15 protein-coding genes, 1 tRNA gene and 1 pseudogene are annotated in these 16,219 nt (G+C 64.7%); 14 read left to right on the forward strand and 3 right to left on the reverse strand.

Annotated elements, in window-relative coordinates:
- Positions 1-26: 26 nt before the first annotated feature.
- Positions 27-2,696: a TonB-dependent receptor domain-containing protein gene (locus OVY48_RS20015; protein WP_313924183.1), complete on the forward strand. Its 2,670-nt coding sequence runs from the start codon at positions 27-29 to the stop codon at positions 2,694-2,696.
- A gap of 112 nt (positions 2,697-2,808) precedes the next feature.
- Here the strand turns inward: OVY48_RS20015 and OVY48_RS20020 are convergent, their stop codons facing one another.
- The gene (locus OVY48_RS20020; RefSeq protein ID WP_313924184.1) at positions 2,809-3,456 is read right to left on the reverse strand and encodes a 2OG-Fe(II) oxygenase; all 648 of its coding nucleotides are present in this window, start codon (positions 3,454-3,456) and stop codon (positions 2,809-2,811) included.
- 180 nt (positions 3,457-3,636) lie between these two features.
- On the opposite strand from OVY48_RS20020, the gene OVY48_RS20025 reads away from it, so the two are divergent.
- The 13 genes and pseudogenes from OVY48_RS20025 to OVY48_RS20085 all read left to right on the forward strand — a co-directional run bounded on the left by OVY48_RS20025 (position 3,637) and on the right by OVY48_RS20085 (position 15,747).
- Complete coding sequence (locus OVY48_RS20025) at positions 3,637-4,491, forward strand: type II secretion system protein N (RefSeq protein WP_313924185.1); 855 nt, start codon at positions 3,637-3,639, stop codon at positions 4,489-4,491.
- The gene (gene gspD / locus OVY48_RS20030) at positions 4,488-6,683 is read left to right on the forward strand and encodes a type II secretion system secretin GspD (protein ID WP_313924186.1); all 2,196 of its coding nucleotides are present in this window, start codon (positions 4,488-4,490) and stop codon (positions 6,681-6,683) included. Before OVY48_RS20025 ends, gspD begins: the two co-directional genes overlap by 4 nt.
- Positions 6,684-6,700: 17 nt before the next feature.
- Complete coding sequence (gspE, locus tag OVY48_RS20035; protein ID WP_313924855.1) at positions 6,701-8,245, forward strand: type II secretion system ATPase GspE; 1,545 nt, start codon at positions 6,701-6,703, stop codon at positions 8,243-8,245.
- Complete coding sequence (gene gspF, locus OVY48_RS20040) at positions 8,238-9,455, forward strand: type II secretion system inner membrane protein GspF (protein ID WP_096060596.1); 1,218 nt, start codon at positions 8,238-8,240, stop codon at positions 9,453-9,455. The genes gspE and gspF overlap by 8 nt, the downstream gene beginning before the upstream one ends.
- Before the next feature lie 9 nt (positions 9,456-9,464).
- Positions 9,465-9,989 (forward strand): type II secretion system major pseudopilin GspG, encoded by a 525-nt coding sequence (gspG, locus tag OVY48_RS20045; protein ID WP_037472883.1) that lies wholly within the window; start codon positions 9,465-9,467, stop codon positions 9,987-9,989.
- A 109-nt stretch (positions 9,990-10,098) separates the two neighbouring features.
- Complete coding sequence (locus tag OVY48_RS20050) at positions 10,099-10,548, forward strand: GspH/FimT family pseudopilin (protein ID WP_313924187.1); 450 nt, start codon at positions 10,099-10,101, stop codon at positions 10,546-10,548.
- 109 nt (positions 10,549-10,657) lie between these two features.
- Positions 10,658-11,008 (forward strand): annotated as a pseudogene (gene gspI, locus OVY48_RS20055) (type II secretion system minor pseudopilin GspI); the annotation flags it as partial.
- Positions 11,008-11,709 carry a type II secretion system minor pseudopilin GspJ gene (gene gspJ, locus OVY48_RS20060; protein ID WP_313924188.1) on the forward strand — a complete coding sequence of 234 codons (702 nt, stop codon included), beginning with the start codon at positions 11,008-11,010 and terminating at the stop codon, positions 11,707-11,709. The pseudogene gspI and the gene gspJ, both read left to right, overlap by 1 nt.
- Positions 11,702-12,691, forward strand: coding sequence for a type II secretion system minor pseudopilin GspK (gene gspK, locus OVY48_RS20065; RefSeq protein ID WP_313924189.1), 990 nt, complete (start codon positions 11,702-11,704; stop codon positions 12,689-12,691). The genes gspJ and gspK overlap by 8 nt, the downstream gene beginning before the upstream one ends.
- Positions 12,688-13,806 (forward strand): type II secretion system protein GspL, encoded by a 1,119-nt coding sequence (gene gspL, locus OVY48_RS20070; protein ID WP_313924190.1) that lies wholly within the window; start codon positions 12,688-12,690, stop codon positions 13,804-13,806. The genes gspK and gspL overlap by 4 nt, the downstream gene beginning before the upstream one ends.
- A complete protein-coding gene (locus tag OVY48_RS20075) occupies positions 13,803-14,291 on the forward strand; it encodes a type II secretion system protein M (RefSeq protein WP_313924191.1) in 489 nt (162 codons plus the stop codon). The genes gspL and OVY48_RS20075 overlap by 4 nt, the downstream gene beginning before the upstream one ends.
- Entirely contained in the window at positions 14,288-15,010 is a 723-nt protein-coding gene (locus OVY48_RS20080) for a type II secretion system protein N (protein ID WP_313924192.1), read from the forward strand. Before OVY48_RS20075 ends, OVY48_RS20080 begins: the two co-directional genes overlap by 4 nt.
- Entirely contained in the window at positions 15,007-15,747 is a 741-nt protein-coding gene (locus tag OVY48_RS20085; protein ID WP_313924193.1) for an A24 family peptidase, read from the forward strand. Before OVY48_RS20080 ends, OVY48_RS20085 begins: the two co-directional genes overlap by 4 nt.
- Before the next feature lie 6 nt (positions 15,748-15,753).
- Here OVY48_RS20085 and OVY48_RS20090 read toward each other — a convergent pair.
- Positions 15,754-15,830 (reverse strand) — tRNA-Pro (locus OVY48_RS20090).
- Positions 15,831-15,935: 105 nt separating this feature from the next.
- Positions 15,936-16,148, reverse strand: coding sequence for a hypothetical protein (locus OVY48_RS20095; RefSeq protein WP_037472731.1), 213 nt, complete (start codon positions 16,146-16,148; stop codon positions 15,936-15,938).
- Positions 16,149-16,219: the final 71 nt, after the last annotated feature.

A 16,219-nucleotide genomic window follows, 5' to 3' on the forward strand; every position in this document is an offset into this window, starting at 1 on the left:
GCATATCCCAAAGGGGGACATTTAGCATGTCGAAGCCGCTCAGCCTGGCGCGCCTGCTCCTGATTTCATCCGCTCTGGTCGCGCCTGCGGCCATGGCGCAAATCGACGCCGGTGGTGCCGTGTCGCCCGCCGCTGCCCAAGAAGACGCGCAGCAGGACGGGGTCGATGTGTCGATCCCTGGTGCCGACATCGTCGTCACCGGCCGTCGTACCAGCAATGTGTCGCAGGCCGCGCCGCAGGTGGTGAACGTACTGTCCGCCGCCGACATCCGCCGCACGGGCGAAGGCGATATCGCCGGTTCGCTCCAGCGCGTGACCGGCCTGTCGGTCGTGTCGGGCGGCTATGTCTATGTCCGTGGTCTTGGCGATCGCTATTCGCTCGCCCTACTCAACGGCTCGCCGCTGCCAAGCCCCGAACCCTTGAAGCGCGTCGTTCCGCTCGACATTTTCCCGACCAGCGTGATCGCTTCGACGCTGGTGCAGAAGACCTATTCGGTCAACTTCCCCGGCGAATTCGGCGGCGGCGTCATCAACCTGACGACCAAGGCCATTCCGAGCGAAAGCTATCTGGAAATCGGCGTTGGCAGCTCGGCCAATACCGAAACGTCGGGTCAGATGGGCTATACCCATTATGGGGCCAAGTCCGACTGGACCGGTTTCGACGACAGCTCGCGCGATGTACCGCCGCTGCTTCAGCAGGCGATCAATAGCGGCGTGCCATTCCCGAATCTCAGCCGGGCCGACCAGCAGGCCATTTCGATGCAGTTCCTGAACTCCGCCACATCGGTCGTTCAGCGGACCAACAGCGCGCCCTTCAACTTTTCGGGCTCGATCAATGGCGGCACCGCCGTCGATATCGGCAGCGATGGGCGGTTGGGTGTGATCGCAACCGCTTCCTACAGCAACAAGTGGCGCACCCGCGAAAACCTGCAGCAGGCGTCGCTCGACGTCGCAGCCGGTGCGGGCCGCAGCTATAATCAGGTCAGCACTGACAATGAAGTCACGGTCAACGGCCTCGTCGGCTTCGGACTGGAACTGGGTGACCAGAAGTTGCGCTGGACCAACCTCTATATTCGCGACACGTTGAAGCGCAGCGCGCTGGCGATCGGTCAGAATGATGGCACCATCCAGGAAGCCGACTTCCTGCAGCAGAATACCGCCTGGTATGAGCGGCAGTTGATCGACACGCAGTTGGTCGGCGAGTTCAAGCTGTCCGATGCGCTCAGCCTCGACATGCGCGGCGGCTTTGCCAATTCGCAGCGGGAAGCGCCCTATGAGCGCGAGTTCGTCTATGTTCGCACCAATCGCGATCTGGCGATCGATCCGGTCGGTGACCGTTTCGTCAATGCGCTCAACCGTCAACGCGGTGATGCGTCGGTCACGTTCAGCGACCTGAACGAAGATCTGTGGTTCGCGGGCGTCGATCTGAGCTACAAGATCGCACCGGGCTTCTCGCTGACGGCAGGCTATGCCTTCAACGATACCAAGCGTCGGTCGTCGCGTTACGAACTGCACTTCGATGCGGTGAACCTGCCGATCCCCGTGCAGCAATTGCGTCCCGACTTCCTGCTGTCGGATGCGTCGATCCAGCTCTATGATATCGGCTTGCTGGAATTTTCGGGCAACTACCCCGTTTATGACGCAGCGCTGCGGACCCATGCCGGCTATGGCCAGGTGCAGGCGGAACTGTTCCCCGGCCTGTCGATCAACGCCGGTGTTCGTTACGAAAAGGGCGACATGTCGGTAACCGGCGTGGACGTCTACAGTACGGGCCTGACGCCGTTCAACGATATCCGCAACGATTATTGGCTGCCAGCCATGACGGTTACGGTTGAAGCGGCCAGGGGTCTGCAGTTGCGCGCCAGTGCGTCCAAGACGATTGCCCGGCCGCAATTCCGCGAATTGATTGCCCAGCCTTATCTCGACACCGAATCCAACCGTTTCTTCCGCGGCAACCCCTTCTTGCAGGACAGCGAGTTGTGGAACGCCGACGTTCGGGCGGAATGGTATATGGGACGTGACGAGCGGATTACGGTTGCGGCTTTCTACAAGAAGATCGACAATCCGATCGAAACCTACACCACGATCACCGACACCTATAATGTCACCACCAGCTTTGCCAATGCGCCCGAAGCGACGCTCTATGGCGCCGAGTTGGAAGTGCAGAAATATATCCCGCTCGACGGCTGGTCGGATTCGTCCTTCTTCCAGAGCCGCCGCATTGTACTGATCGGCAACTACACCTACACCCAGTCGGAACTGAAGGTGCAGGATGGCGATACGACTATCCCCTACACCTACACCGTGGGTGATCCGCCAGCCGCGTCCGACTTCTTCCTCGACGGCGTGCCGTTGACGGGTCAGTCGGACCATCTGGTCAACCTGCAGATCGGCCTTGAAGACACCGACAAGCTGTCGCAGCAGACGCTGTTGCTGACCTATGCCAGCGACCGCGTGACCAGCCGCGGTCCCAACCTGCAGCCGGACATCAAGGAACGGCCGGGCGTCCAACTCGACTTCGTGGCACGGCAGGGCGTCAAGCTGCCGGGCGGCATCAACAGCGAGTTCAAGTTCGAAGCCCGCAACATATTGGGCCGCAAGTTCCAGGAGTTCCAGGAACAGGACGGTAACCGCGTCTATTATAACCGTTACAAGATCGGCACCACGATTGCCGCGTCGATGACGGTGGCATTCTGATATAAGCCAAGGGGCCGCCTGCACGCGGCCCTGCGGTTTGCCAAGCGACCGGCTCGTTTCGTGCGAGCCGGTCGTTTTGCGTCTGGACGCTTATGGCGGTCCTCGCATCCGTTCAGCCCCAGGGCTTTTCGCGATACCATTTGGTGATGACATGCTTGACGCCGCTGCGCACCTTCATGCCGTGATGGATGCTGGCGGGGTTCGGCTGACCGGGTGCCAGACGGTTGTTCCAGGCGAGCAGCTTGCCGGTCTGGGGCTGGACCGTCTTGCCGATTTTGGTGAAGCGGGTCGCGCCGCCGGCGGTCGGTTCGTTGAGATAGACCATCAACGTCCAGGTGCGGTTGCCCGCGACCGAGCAATAGGTCGCATAGTCCGCGCCCTTGGGGTCGAAATAATCGGTGTGCGCCTTGAATTCCTGCCCGACATCATAGCGCTGGCCCTGGATCGGTTCGCCATAGGCGGTCGCGATCCCGGTAAAGGCGTCGAGCCGGGCGTTGATGGCCGCGACGAACGGGTCGCCATGATCGAGATCGCAAGTTTCGCTGGTGCGGAAATAGCCGTCACCATTGGCGTCGGCGATGGTGGAGGGGCGACGCTGGGCGTCGATTCGCTCGATCAGCGCGGCGCAATCCTGCGCGGAGAGAAAATCGCGCAGGATGAACAGGGTCAGTTCCTTGTTCGGCACGCGCTGCACGCGGGCGTGCGCGCCGATCCAGGCTGGATCGCCGTCGGCGGCGGCGGTGATGGTCTGGTCCGTCATGGTCGGTCCTGCAATGGCGGTCGGATGCGGTAAAGACGCCGCCGTTGCTATCGTTCAGCCGCCAAAATGCAAGTGATGTGCGTGCCTACCATCATGTCATATTACAGTCATACAAACGTCATCTTGCCGTAAGAAGAAATGCCTAGCAGGCTCCCACATCAAAGGGGGCTTCATCAGATCATGCGAGTGCCGTTCGGCCAGACTGTGCGCGGGTGGAGCGAGCGTAGACCGCGGGGCTTGCCGCCGTTCGACGGGTGGCGCCTGTTGGAGCGCGGCCTGTTGATGCTGCTGGCGTTGCAATTGGTGCGGCTCGTCTGGGCAGTCGTGGTGCCGGTCGGCAGCTTCGGACCATGGGAGGGCCGTCAAGCGCAAATCCTGTCGCCCAGCGCGCGGCAGGCGTTGTTCGCGTCCTTCGACCCCTTCTTCCGCAGCGATGCGCCGACACCGTCGGGCAATGGCGTGGTCACGTCGCTGGCGCTCACCCTTTACGGCGTGCGCGTCAATGAAGGGTCGGGGCTGGGTTCTGCGATCATCGCATCGCCCGACGGCGTGCAGAACAGCTTTGCCGTGGGTGATGAAATCATGCCCGGCGTGGTGTTGAAGGCTGTTGCGTTCGACCATGTGACGATCGACCGAGGCGGGGCGGAAGAGCAGATTTTCATCGATCAATCGACCCCGGCACCCGCCGCCGCGCCCGAAGGTGGCGCGCCTTCTGTCGACGCATCACCATCACCGGGCGAAGGGTCGGTTGCGCCGATCGGGTCCGGGCCTACGGCGGACAGTTTGAAGCGCGACATCGGTTTTGCGCCCCGGATGCAAAATGGCCGGGTCACAGGCCTGGCGGTGAGCGCCAAGGGACCGGGCTTTGCCAGCGCCGGTTTCCGCCCCGGCGACATCGTCACCCAGATCAACGGTCAGCCGATCGGCGACCTGCAATCCATCCAGAACCAGATCGCGCCCGGTGCGCGCCTGTCCCTGACCGTGGAGCGCGGCGCTGCCGTCGCCTCCGTCAACTTGATCGTGCAAGGCCAATGACCCGCAAACTCCTCCATACCGCCGCTCTTGCCCTCGCGCTGGCGACGCCGATCGCCGCACCGCTGATGGCGCAGCAGACGCTCAACGTCCGCGATGCCGATATTCGCGCCTTCATTCAGGACGCGGCGCGGGTGACGGGGCGTACCTTCATCATCGACAATCGGGTGCAGGGGAAGGTGTCGGTCGTGACCGACCGGCCGCTCTCGCGTTCCGAATATTTCGAGATCGTGCTGTCCACGCTGCGCGCCAATGGCCTGGTGGCGGTGCCAGCGCCGGGCGGTGCCTATCGCATCCAGCCCGCCGATGGCGCGTCGGGCCAGCCGAGCAGCGTCGGCCGTGGTGCCAGCCGCAACAGCTTCGTGACCGAGGTGTTCCGCCTGCGCTCGATCGATGCGGCGAGTGCGTTGGAAACGCTACGCCCGCTGGTCAGCAAGGAAGGGTCAGTGACCGCCAACCGCGCGGGCAACAGCGTGGTGGTGGCCGATTATGCCGATAATATCGCCCGCATCCGCCAGGTGATCGCGCGCGTCGATCGCGACACGTCGGCGACGCAGATGGTGATGCTGAAAAATGCCGGTGCGCGCGAGATTGCGACGTCACTGCAGGCGTTGGTGGCGAGCAGCGGTGGCGGGGAGAATGCGGTGGCTTCGGCCGCTACCGTGGTGCCGATCGATAGCAGCAACGCGATTGCCATCCGGGGCGATGCCAATACCGTCGCCCGCCTCTCTGCCATGGCGCGTCAGCTCGACCAGCAGGCCGCGAGCGGCACCGAAATCCGCGTCTATTGGCTGGAACATGCCGATGCCGAAAAGCTGTTGCCGGTGTTGCAACAGTTGGTGGGGCAGTCGACCAATCAGCCCGTGACGGCGTCTACGCCAGCGGCCGGTGCGGGTGCGCCCGCGTCGCAGGCCGCGGCCCCGGTTGCGGCTGCGTCTTCGGGTTCCTCCAGTGGGAGTGGCATTTCGACCCGTGGTCCGGCGATCGTCACCCGTTACGAAGGCGCGAACGCAATCATCGTTGCGGCCAATAGCGATGTGCAGCGAATGCTGGGCGAGACGATCCGCCAGATCGACACGCGCCGCGAACAGGTACTGGTGGAGGCGATCATCGTCGAGATCAGCGATGCGGCGGCCAAGAAGCTTGGCGTACAATTCCTGCTCGGCAGCACTTCGACCGGCTTTGCTGCCTCCAACTATTCCAACGCATCGCCCAATTTGCTGACACTGGCGGGAGCCTATGGCGCGACTCAGCTGGGCACGACGACAACGACTGTGGTCGCGCCCGACGGCACGCGGACCACGACCGAGGTGCAGAATAGCGGCGACCTGGCCAGCACCTTGCAGCAGGCGGCGATCAACAGCCTGACCAGTGCGACCGGGGCGATCGCGGGCCTTGGTGGGAGCATCGGCAAGAATGGCATTTTCGGCGCGATCATCAATGCGGTGAAGTCCGATACGGAGAGCAACCTGCTGTCCACGCCATCGGTTATGACGCTGGACAATCAGAAGGCGTCGATTTTGGTCGGGCAGCAGGTGCCGGTGACGACCGGCGAGGCGCTGAGCCAGAATTTTGATAACCAGTTCCGTACCGTGCAGCGTCAGGATGTCGGCATCAAGCTGGAGGTGAAGCCGCAGATCAATACGGGCGGCGCGATCAAGCTGTTCCTGCGGCAGGAAGTGTCGAGCGTCGCCGGGCCGGTGAGCAATTCGAGCAGCGACCTGATCATCAACAAGCGCGAGATCGAAACCACGGTCACGGTCGATGATGGCGAGATATTGGCGCTGGGCGGCTTGCTCGATGATAATGAGCGCAAGACGATCGAGCGGATTCCGTTGCTGTCGGACATTCCGGGTCTGGGCGAATTGTTCAAGTCGCGCAGCCGCAGCCGGACCAAGACGAACCTGATGGTATTCATCCGGCCGACGATCCTGCGATCGAAGGAGGATGCGCAGAAGCTGACGCAGCAGCGCTATGGCTATGTTCGGGGGATGCAGTTGCAGCGTAATCCCGACATGGAGCCGACCATCGATGAGCTGGTCCGCGACTATATGGGGGCGACACCGCCATTGCCGCCGCAGCCGACCGATGCGGTGGTGGCGCCTGCGCAGCCGGACGTGATCGAGCCGATCGTGCGGCAGTCGAGCGGCGTGGTGCGGCCGGTGTATCTGCCCCCAAGCGGAGGTCAGCAGTGAGCGACACGGGTTCAGCCATGCCAGCGGACGCTGCTTCCGGCATCGGGACTTTTCCCCCCGCGCCGCCGCGGCCCATCGACATTCCCTACACCTTCGCGCGCAAGAATGGCGTCGTCATGCTGCTGATCGAGGGCGAGCGGTTGACGATCGGCGTGCGGGAGGGGAGCGATCCGCGCGTGCTGCTGGAGGTGCGGCGTCATCTGGCGCGCAGTTTCGATGTCGTTTTCACGACGCCCGCCGAGTTCGACCGGCATCTGTCCAACCATTATGCGATGGAGGGCAGCGCAGCCGCGATGGCGGGATCGCTGGATGTCGGCGCGGACGAATTGGATATTCTTGCCGCTGACATTCCAACGGCCGACGATCTGCTGGACAGTGCGGACGATGCGCCCGCAATCCGCCTGATCAACGGCATCATCGCCGAAGCCGCGCGGCAGGGCGTGTCGGATATTCATATCGAACCCTATGAAACGGGCCTGATCGTTCGCATGCGCGTGGATGGCGTTCTGCGCGAAACGCTGCGCATGCCGCCGCATGTCGCGCCGGTTGTGGTCAGCCGCATCAAGGTGATGGCGCGGCTCGACATTGCCGAGCGGCGGGTGCCGCAGGATGGGCGCATCGGCCTGACGCTGGGCGGCAAGCTGCTCGACGTGCGTGTGTCCACCCTGCCAAGCCGGGCGGGCGAGCGGGTGGTGCTGCGTATTCTCGACAAGGAGAATGCGGGGATTACGCTCGACCTGCTCGGCATGAACGGCACGCCGGATCGGATTTTCCGCGAAGGATTGAGCGAACCCAATGGCATCATCCTGGTCACCGGGCCGACCGGGTCGGGCAAGACGACCACGCTCTATGCCGGTTTGCGCCAGTTGAACGACGGATCACGCAACATTCTGACCGTCGAAGACCCGGTCGAATATGCGATGGAGGGCGTTGGCCAGACTCAGGTGAATGCCAAGGTCGGGCTGACCTTCGCGGCTGGGCTCCGCGCGATTTTGCGGCAAGATCCCGACGTGGTGATGGTCGGCGAAATCCGCGATCGCGAGACGGCGGAGATTGCAGTGCAGGCATCGCTCACCGGGCATCTGGTGTTGTCCACCGTCCATACCAATGACGCGGTCGGGGCGATCACGCGGATGCGCGACATGCGGGTCGAACCGTTCCTGCTGGCGTCCACGCTGCGCGCGGTGATCGCCCAGCGGCTGGTGCGGCGCTTGTGCCAGAGCTGCCGCGAGCCGGTGCAGGCGGACAAGTCGGCCAGCGCGTTGCTGGGTTTCGATCCCGGCACGATCATCTATCGCGCGCGCGGCTGCGACGAGTGTAACGGCACGGGTTACAAGGGCCGGATCGGCGTGTTCGAGGCGATCCGCGTCGATGATACGATCCGCCGCCTGATCAATGATGGTGGCGACGAATCGCTGATTGCGCGCCATGCCTTCCTCAATGCGCCCAATCTGGGGTCGGCCGCGCGCGCTTTGGTGCGCGACGGACAGACCACGGCGGAAGAGGCGATCCGCGTGTCGCGGCGCGATTCGGTCGAGGCGGAAACGATCGTCGATGGCTGAGTTTGACTATGTCGCGATCGACCCTGCGGGCAAGGACCGCAAGGGATCGATCAAGGCCGATAGCATCGAGGAGGCGCGCGCCAAGCTGGACGCGCGCAAGCTGTTCATCGTCGCGCTGGAGCCGGGCGCGGTCGAAAGCGCGCGCAGCCGCGCGAACCTGTCGCTGCGCAGCCCGCGCCTGAGCGCCAAGGAGCTGACTTTGTTCACGCGACAATTGGCGACGCTGACGCAGGTCAGCCCGCTGGAGGAGTCGCTGCGCACGATCGGGCGGCAGAGCGAGCAGGATCATGTCCGCGCCGTCGTGGGTAAAGTCCATTCGGGCGTGATGGAGGGGCGGCGGCTGGCCGATGCGCTGGGCGCGGAGCCGAAAAGTTTCCCGCCGCTCTATCGCGCCATGATCTCGGCGGGCGAAAGCTCCGGCAGCCTGCCCACGATCATGGAGCGATTGTCCGACCTGATGGAACGGCAGGCGCTGATGCGGTCCAAGGTGTTGACCGCGATCGCTTATCCATCGGTATTGGCGACCTTTGCGGTGTTCGTGGTGGCGGCGTTGATGATCTTCGTCGTACCCAAGGTGGTCGAGCAGTTCGACACGGTGGGGCAGGAATTGCCCTTGCTGACGCGGATGGTGATGGGCTTGTCGGCGTTTCTGGCGGCCTATTGGTGGCTGTTGCTGATCGCGATGATCCTGGGCGGTGTCGCCTTCTGGCGCGCGCTCAAGAATGAGCGGTTCCGCTATCGGTTCGACGCGACCCTGCTGGGCCTGCCGGTGCTGGGCAAGCTGATCCGCGATCTGCATGCCGCGCGGATGGCGCGCACGCTGTCGACCATGGTGGCGAGCCGCCTGCCGTTGATGGAAGGGCTGACGCTGACGGCCAACACCGTGCATAATCGGGTGCTGCGCCGGGCGTCTGACGAGATCGTCGAAGCCATCCGGGGCGGGGGCAGCCTGTCCGCCGCCCTGCGCCGCGCCGGTGTGTTTCCGCCGCTGCTGGTCTATCTCGCCGCGAGCGGCGAGAGCGCCGGGCGGCTGGACACCATGTTGGAGCGCGCGGCGGATTATCTGGAGCGCGAGTTCGACTCGTTCACCTCGACCGCGCTCGCCATGCTGGAGCCGATCATCATCATATTGATGGGCGGCATCGTCGCCGTCATCATCCTGTCCATCCTGCTGCCGATTTTGCAGTTGCAAAGCCTGACCGGGGCTTAGGAGTTGAATATGTTTAAGCTAAAATCCGTTCGGGCTGAGCGTGTCGAAGCCCCTTCTTTCTTTTCAGCAAAAGGAGTGCCCTTCGACAGGCTCAGGGCGAACGGAGATAGTAGGCGGGGAGAGGATGGCTTCACCTTGGTCGAACTGATGGTGGTGATCGTCATCATCGGCCTGCTGGCGACGATCGTGGCGATCAACGTCATTCCCGCGACCGACACCGCGCGGGTCGAGAAGGCGAAGGCCGATATTTCCACGATCGAACAGGCGCTGGAGCAATATCGGCTCGACAATCTGACCTATCCCGCCGGGTCCGACGGGTTGCAGGCGTTGCTCAACCCGCCCGCGTCGCTGGCCCAGCCGCAGCGCTACCGCCGTGGCGGCTATATCAAGAAGCTGCCCGACGATCCGTGGGGCCGCGCCTATGTCTACACCGTGCCGGGGCGCAAGGGCGCGTTCGACATCAGTTCGCTGGGCGCGGATGGACAGCCGGGTGGCGAGAGTGAAAATGCGGATATTTATTCTAGCGAGATGTAACTCATCTGCCGTTCGCTTCGAGCGTGTCGAGAAGCGTTTAGCTTCGCTGAACTCGGCTCTGCCTCGTTTCTCGACTTCGCTCGAAACGAACGGATGTGGGTTCAACTTTGTGCGGCGTTCCGCCCAACAGGGCTTCACGCTTGTGGAACTGATGGTCGTGCTGACGATTATCGGTTTCATTTCGGCTGCCGTCGTCATGGCCATCCCCGATCCGCGCGGGCGCGTGATCGAGGATGCCGACCGCTTTGCCGCGCGCGTTGCTGCCGCGCGCGACGAAGCGGTCGTGACGGCCGCGCCCATGGGATTGTGGGTGTCGGCGTCAGGCTATGGTTTCCAGCGCCGCGAGGATGGGCGTTGGGTGCCGCTGGAGGACAAGCCGTTCGTCACCGCCAATTGGAAGGGTGGCACGCGCGCTTTGGTGGGCAAGGACGGGCGGCAACAGATCGGCTTTGACGGCACGGGGCTGCCGACCGATCCGCTGACCGTCACGCTGGCGCGCGAAGGTGAGCGGGTGTTGGTGACGGTCGATATGGCCGGGAAGGTCATGGTCGGTGGGTAAGCTGCCATCCCCTCCGCTGTCATGCCGGGCTGGACCCCGCGTCCGAGGCGAGACAGGGCAGTGCTTTGCGCCCTGGACCCCGGATCAAGTCCGGGGTGACGGCAAATGTGAACGTGGCTTCACGCTGCTCGAAATGCTCGTTGCGTTGGCGGTTTTCAGTCTGGCGGCATTGGCGCTGGTGCGGTTGCAGGGGGTGACGCTGCGGACCGCCGCCGATCTCGACAGCAAGGCTTTGGGCCAGATCGTCGCGCGCAACCTGATGGTCGAGGTGCAGAGCGATCCTTTGCCGCCTTCAGTGGGCGAAGAGAAGGGCGCGGTCGCCAATGGCGGGCGGAACTGGCGTTGGCGCCGGATCGTCAAGCCGACCGATGACCAGCGGCTGTTGCAGGTGGACTTGACGGTGGACGGGCAGCCAGGCGCGTCGCCGGTGGTGCTGAGTTTCGTGCGGGTGGTGGAGTGATGCATCGCTCGCGCCTCCATCCGTTCAGGTCGAGCAACGGCTTCTCGACTTCGCTCGAAGCGAGCGGAGAGAATGGTCCGGACGCTGGCTTCACGCTGATCGAGTTGCTCGTCGCGCTGATGATCTTTGCGATGTTGGCCAGTGCGGGCGTGTTGTTGCTCGGCAATAGCGTGTCGGCGCAGGCGCAGATCAAGGCGCGGCTTGACGATATGGCCGCAGTCCAGCGCGCGGGCGGGGCGCTGGCGGGCGATCTGGGGCAGGCGGTGCCGCGCATCACCCGCACGGAGAGCGGCACGCTCGCGCCAGCCTTTTGGGCGAACGGTGAGGGCGAAGGCCAGCCGGTGATGCAGTTCGTGCGCGGCGGTTGGGACAATCTGGGCGATTTGCCGCGGCCTTCGCTGCAAAAGATCGAATATTGGGTGCGGCAGGGGCGGCTGGAGCGGCGCAGCTATGCGCAACTGGACGGCGCGGCGGGCGATGAACCAGCGGCGCTGCTGGACAATGTCGAAGCGGTTGTCCTGAAATTTCGCGATGCGCAGGGCAAATGGCGCGACGATTGGACCCCGACCCAGCCCGACCTTCTGCCCCGCGCGGTGGAGATGGTGTTGACGCGGACAGGCGAACCACCCGTCACCTTGCGATTCCTGGTCGCGCCCGGCCCGATCGAGCAACCGATTGTCGAAGGCGCGTCCGGTGCCTGATCCGCGCAAGCCCAATGAACGCGGCGCGGCGCTGCTAACGGTCTTGCTGCTGGTCGCGGTCATGTCCGTCGTCGCCGCGACCGCGCTCGAACGGGTCGCGCTGGCCACGCGCATGACGGGCAATGGCGGCGCGATCGATCAGGCGCGGGCCTATGCCGATGCCGGGACGCAGATTGCGCGGATGCGGATCGGCGATCTGGTCGCGGCCAATCCGGCCAGGATCACGCTGGCGGGCGGATGGATGGGGACGCCGCAGAGCATTCCCGTCCCCGGCGGCATAGCGACCGCGCGGGTGACCGATGGCGGCAATTGCTTCAATCTGAACAGTGTTGTGACGGGCGAGAGCGAGGCCAGCCTGAAGGTCCGGCCCATCGGCGTATCGCAATTTCAGGCCTTGCTTCAGGCGCTGGGGGTCGATGCGCGACAGGCGCAGGGTGCTGCGGCCGGGCTGGCCGACTGGATCGATAGCGACAGCGTTGCGCAGCCGGGCGGCGCGGAGGATGAAACTTACGCTCAGGCCCCGCGCCCCTATCGCGCGGCAAACCGATTGATGGTCGATGCCAGCGAATTGCGCGCGGTCAACGGCATCACGCCTGCCATTTACGATCTGGCGCGGCCATGGGTTTGCGCTTTGCCCGTCACGGATTTGTCGCCGATCAACATCAATACGCTGCTACCGACGCAGGCACCGCTATTTGCGATGCTGTTACCGGGGCAATTGTCGGTCGCGCAGGCGCGGCAATTGCTGGCGCAGCGGCCACCGGACGGCTACGGCAGCACGGTGCAATTCTGGGCTATGCCTTCGCTTAGCGGCCTGTCGCCGATGACCGAGGTGGCGGAGCAGGTCAAATTGACGACGGGGTTTTTCGAAGTGGACGTGTCGGTGAATGTCGGGGGAACGCAATTGGTGGAGCGCGCGCTGATCGACGCGCGGGAGAACCCGGCGACGATCGTGCGGCGCAGCTGGGGCGCGGGCGCATGAGCGCACGCGATGCCCTGATCGTCTTTCTGCCCGAAGCCGAAGAGGCGGAACCGCACTGGATGCGGGTGATCGACGGCGCGTTGGTGCAGTCGGGCGTGGGCGCCAATTGGCTCGCCGCCTGCGGCATTGCCGCTTTGCCCGATCAGGCGCGGGTGATGCTGGTGCCGCCGGCCGCTTTGGTGGCCTTGCATTGGACGGCCCATCCCGACCTGCCGGTGCGGCAGGGGCGGGCGGCGGCGCGGTTGGCGGCGCTGGCGGGTGGCATCGCGCCAGCGGACCAGCTGTTCGCCGCCCCTTGCGCCAATGAAGATCCCGCCCGGCCGCATATCATCGCGCTCGCCAGCCGCGCCGACATGCAGCATTGGTTGCTATGGGCGCAGCATCATGGGCTGGACCCCGATCTGATCGTGCCGGCCGCTTTGCTGCTGCCTGAGCCGGAAAGCGGTTTTGCGCGGGGTGAGATTGGCGGCGCAACCGTGTTGCGCGGTGTCGACATGGCGCTGACCGGCGATATGGCGTCGGACGCACTGGTCGGCGATGCACCGATTGCCGAAGTGTCGCCCGGCCTGATCGAGGGGCGCGCCATCGCCGCGCTCGACAATCCACCGCTCGACCTGCGCCAGGGCGATTTTGCCAAGCGCGTGCGGCGGTCGATCGACCAGCGGGTGATTGGGCGGATTGCCCTGTGGAGTGGCTTTATCCTGCTCGCCAGCCTGTTGATTGCGCTCATCGGCATTGCGAAAAATTATGGCGAGGCCAGCCGCCTCGACGGGGACAGTCTGACTCAGGCGCAGCAAGTGCTGCCGGGTGCCAGTGATCCGGCGCAGGCACTGGCCGAGATGGAGGGGCAGCTTGCCGCGCGCGGCGCGGGTGGGCGTGCCTTTACCGCACCGGTTGCCGGATTGCTGAGCGCGATGCAGGATGCGCCGGGTGTGGCGCTGACCAGCCTGTCGCGCGACCCGGACGGGATGGTGCGCGCGACGCTGGCCTCGGCCAAGGCCGACGACATCAACATCGTGCTGCTCGCGCTGCAGGCGGCGGGCTTTACGATCACGGCCACCCCTTCGCAGGATCCGGGCGGGCGAACGCTGGCGGATATTACGGTGCGGTCATGATGGAACGGATGAAGAGCCTTTGGGCTGAACGCTCGGCGCGCGAACAGGTGATGCTGGGCGTGATGTTCGGTTTGCTGGCGGGCGTGATCCTGTGGTTCGGGGTGGCGATGCCGCTCGACCGCGCGCAGATCGCGGCGCGCGACGACTCGCGTGCCGCGACTGATCGCAACGCGGCGGTTCGCGCGGCGGTCAAGCAGTTGAAGGCACTGCCCCGCAATGCGCAGGCGGCAGGACCGAGCGCGCCGATCGACCAGTTGGTTGGCCAGAGCGCGGGTGAGGCGGGATTGACGCTGGAACGGGCGCAAGCGCAAGGGGCGGACCGGATGGACATCGCGATCGCCTCGGTTCGCCCGGTGGCGCTGTTCAGCTGGCTCGCCACGCTGGAAGCGCAAGGCGTGCGCGTCGATACGATGAGCGCGCGGCCTGCGCCTACGGCGGGCAGCGTGTCGGTGCAGGCCGTGCTTGCACGGGGGAACGGACAATGATGGGCCTGACCCTCTCACGCCGGATGCGGATCATCCTGCTCGTCACGCTGGCGCTTGGCTTGCTGATCTTCCTGCCCATGCGCGTGGCGCTTGGCCTGGCCGGGTTGGAGCGGCTGGGCGTTGCCGCGCGCGAGGTGCGCGGGACGGTGTGGAGCGGGCGGATCGACCAGTTGATGCTGGGCGAGATGCCGATGGGGAGCGTGCGCGCTGGCCTGTCGCCCATTGCCTTGCTGACCGGCCGGGCGCGATTCGACATAGAGCGGCGCAACGGCCTGGCCGACGATATTGGCGGCGCTTTGACGGTCGGTTTCGGCCGGATAGGTATCGACGATGTGACGGGTGCAATGCCGCTGGGTCGCACCTTTGCGCCACTGCCGGTGGGCAGCCTGATGCTGGAGGATGTCAGCGCCTATTTCGCCGGCGAACGCTGCGGCCATGCCGAGGGGCGGGTGCGGGCGCGGATGGCGGGGCAATTTCCGGGCCTCAACCTGACGCAGGGACTTTCGGGCGTCGTAAGCTGCGATGGCGATGCCTTGCTGCTGCCGCTGATCAGCCAGTCGGGGATGGAAAAGCTGACCCTGCGCATCTGGCGGTCGGGACGCTACACCGCGGAAATGCGGGTGGAGACGGCGGATCCGACGCTGGCCGGGGCGCTGGGGCTGGCGGGCTTTGCGGCTGTCGGCAACGGGCAGTTGCTCAAGGTCGACGGCACGCTGTGATCGAGCCGGTCGCGGCGCTGATCGGCGGGCTGGCAGGTGCGATCCTGGGCAGTTTTCTCGCTACGTTGATTCTGCGCTGGCCACAGGGCCGCAGCGTGATGCGCGGGAGGTCGGCCTGCGACGGGTGCGGGCGGACGGTTGGCGCGCGGGATTTGATACCGTTGATCAGCGCGATGATACAGCGCGGGCGATGCCGCAGTTGTGGGGCAGCGATCGACCCTTTGCATGGCCGGGTCGAAGCGGGATGCGCCGTGATTGGCGTGCTGGCGCTGGGCATGATGCCCAATCTGGGCGGCATCGGCTGGGCTATGTTCGGCTGGTTGCTGCTGACGCTGGCGGTGCTGGATTGGCGGCATTTCTGGCTCCCTGATGCGCTGACGCTGCCGCTGGCCTTTCTGGGCTTCACCATCGGCCTGTGGGCGACCGACGTGACGCTGATCGATCGCGCCATTGGTGCAGCGGCGGGCTATGGCGCGCTATTGGCCATTGCGCTGGGCTATCGGGCGGTGCGGGGGCGGGACGGGCTGGGCCTGGGCGATGCCAAGCTGCTGGGCGCGCTCGGCGCATGGATGGGCTGGCAGGCCTTGCCCTTCATCCTGCTGATCGCGTCGGCGACGGGTCTGTTGGTGATGCTGGTGACGGGCCGGGCCAAGGCGGCCGGTGCGCGCGTCCCGCTGGGGACGTTCCTGGCGCTGGCGACAGTGCCGGCCTGGATCATCGTGCAGCGCATCATGTGAGGTAAGTGGTCGGGGAGACAGGATTCGAACCTGCGACATCCTGCTCCCAAAGCAGGCGCGCTACCAGACTGCGCTACTCCCCGACGTCGATGCGCCTTAGCGGCCCAATGTGCGTGCCGTCAATCGACTTACAAACAAAAAGGGCGGACCTGACGGCCCGCCCTTCGGAAATCTCGCTGACGCGAAGATTACATCGCGTTCGCAGCGTTGTTTGCCATCATCGCAGCGTTGTCGGCAGCGTTGGCGGCATTCATGGCATTGTCCGAGGCGTTCATGGCGTTCTCGACGACATTCTCAACCACGGCGTTCGAAGCGTTCGCGGTTTCGTTGGCCGGGGTCTCACCGCAAGCGGCGAGAGCCATCAGGCTGGCCGAAGCGAAAACTACAGCGATCTTCTTCATTGTGTACGGCTCCCATAGCATTTTGCCGCGTCAGCCACTTTATGATGTGACCCTACGCGAGCGACCCGCAT

Source organism: Sphingobium sp. SA2 (assembly GCF_032227065.1).
GTDB lineage: Bacteria > Pseudomonadota > Alphaproteobacteria > Sphingomonadales > Sphingomonadaceae > Sphingobium.

Excerpts from the sequence above, each read along its gene's own strand:
- OVY48_RS20015 (WP_313924183.1), top strand. The coding sequence starts at position 27 with ATGTCGAAGCCGCTCAGCCTGGCGCGCCTGCTCCTGATTTCATCCGCT.
- OVY48_RS20020 (WP_313924184.1), bottom strand. The coding sequence starts at position 3,456 with ATGACGGACCAGACCATCACCGCCGCCGCCGACGGCGATCCAGCCTGG.
- OVY48_RS20025 (WP_313924185.1), top strand. The coding sequence starts at position 3,637 with ATGCGAGTGCCGTTCGGCCAGACTGTGCGCGGGTGGAGCGAGCGTAGA.
- gspD (WP_313924186.1), top strand. The coding sequence starts at position 4,488 with ATGACCCGCAAACTCCTCCATACCGCCGCTCTTGCCCTCGCGCTGGCG.
- gspE (WP_313924855.1), top strand. The coding sequence starts at position 6,701 with ATGCCAGCGGACGCTGCTTCCGGCATCGGGACTTTTCCCCCCGCGCCG.
- gspF (WP_096060596.1), top strand. The coding sequence starts at position 8,238 with ATGGCTGAGTTTGACTATGTCGCGATCGACCCTGCGGGCAAGGACCGC.
- gspG (WP_037472883.1), top strand. The coding sequence starts at position 9,465 with ATGTTTAAGCTAAAATCCGTTCGGGCTGAGCGTGTCGAAGCCCCTTCT.
- gspJ (WP_313924188.1), top strand. The coding sequence starts at position 11,008 with ATGCATCGCTCGCGCCTCCATCCGTTCAGGTCGAGCAACGGCTTCTCG.
- gspL (WP_313924190.1), top strand. The coding sequence starts at position 12,688 with ATGAGCGCACGCGATGCCCTGATCGTCTTTCTGCCCGAAGCCGAAGAG.
- OVY48_RS20075 (WP_313924191.1), top strand. The coding sequence starts at position 13,803 with ATGATGGAACGGATGAAGAGCCTTTGGGCTGAACGCTCGGCGCGCGAA.
- OVY48_RS20080 (WP_313924192.1), top strand. The coding sequence starts at position 14,288 with ATGATGGGCCTGACCCTCTCACGCCGGATGCGGATCATCCTGCTCGTC.
- OVY48_RS20095 (WP_037472731.1), bottom strand. The coding sequence starts at position 16,148 with ATGAAGAAGATCGCTGTAGTTTTCGCTTCGGCCAGCCTGATGGCTCTC.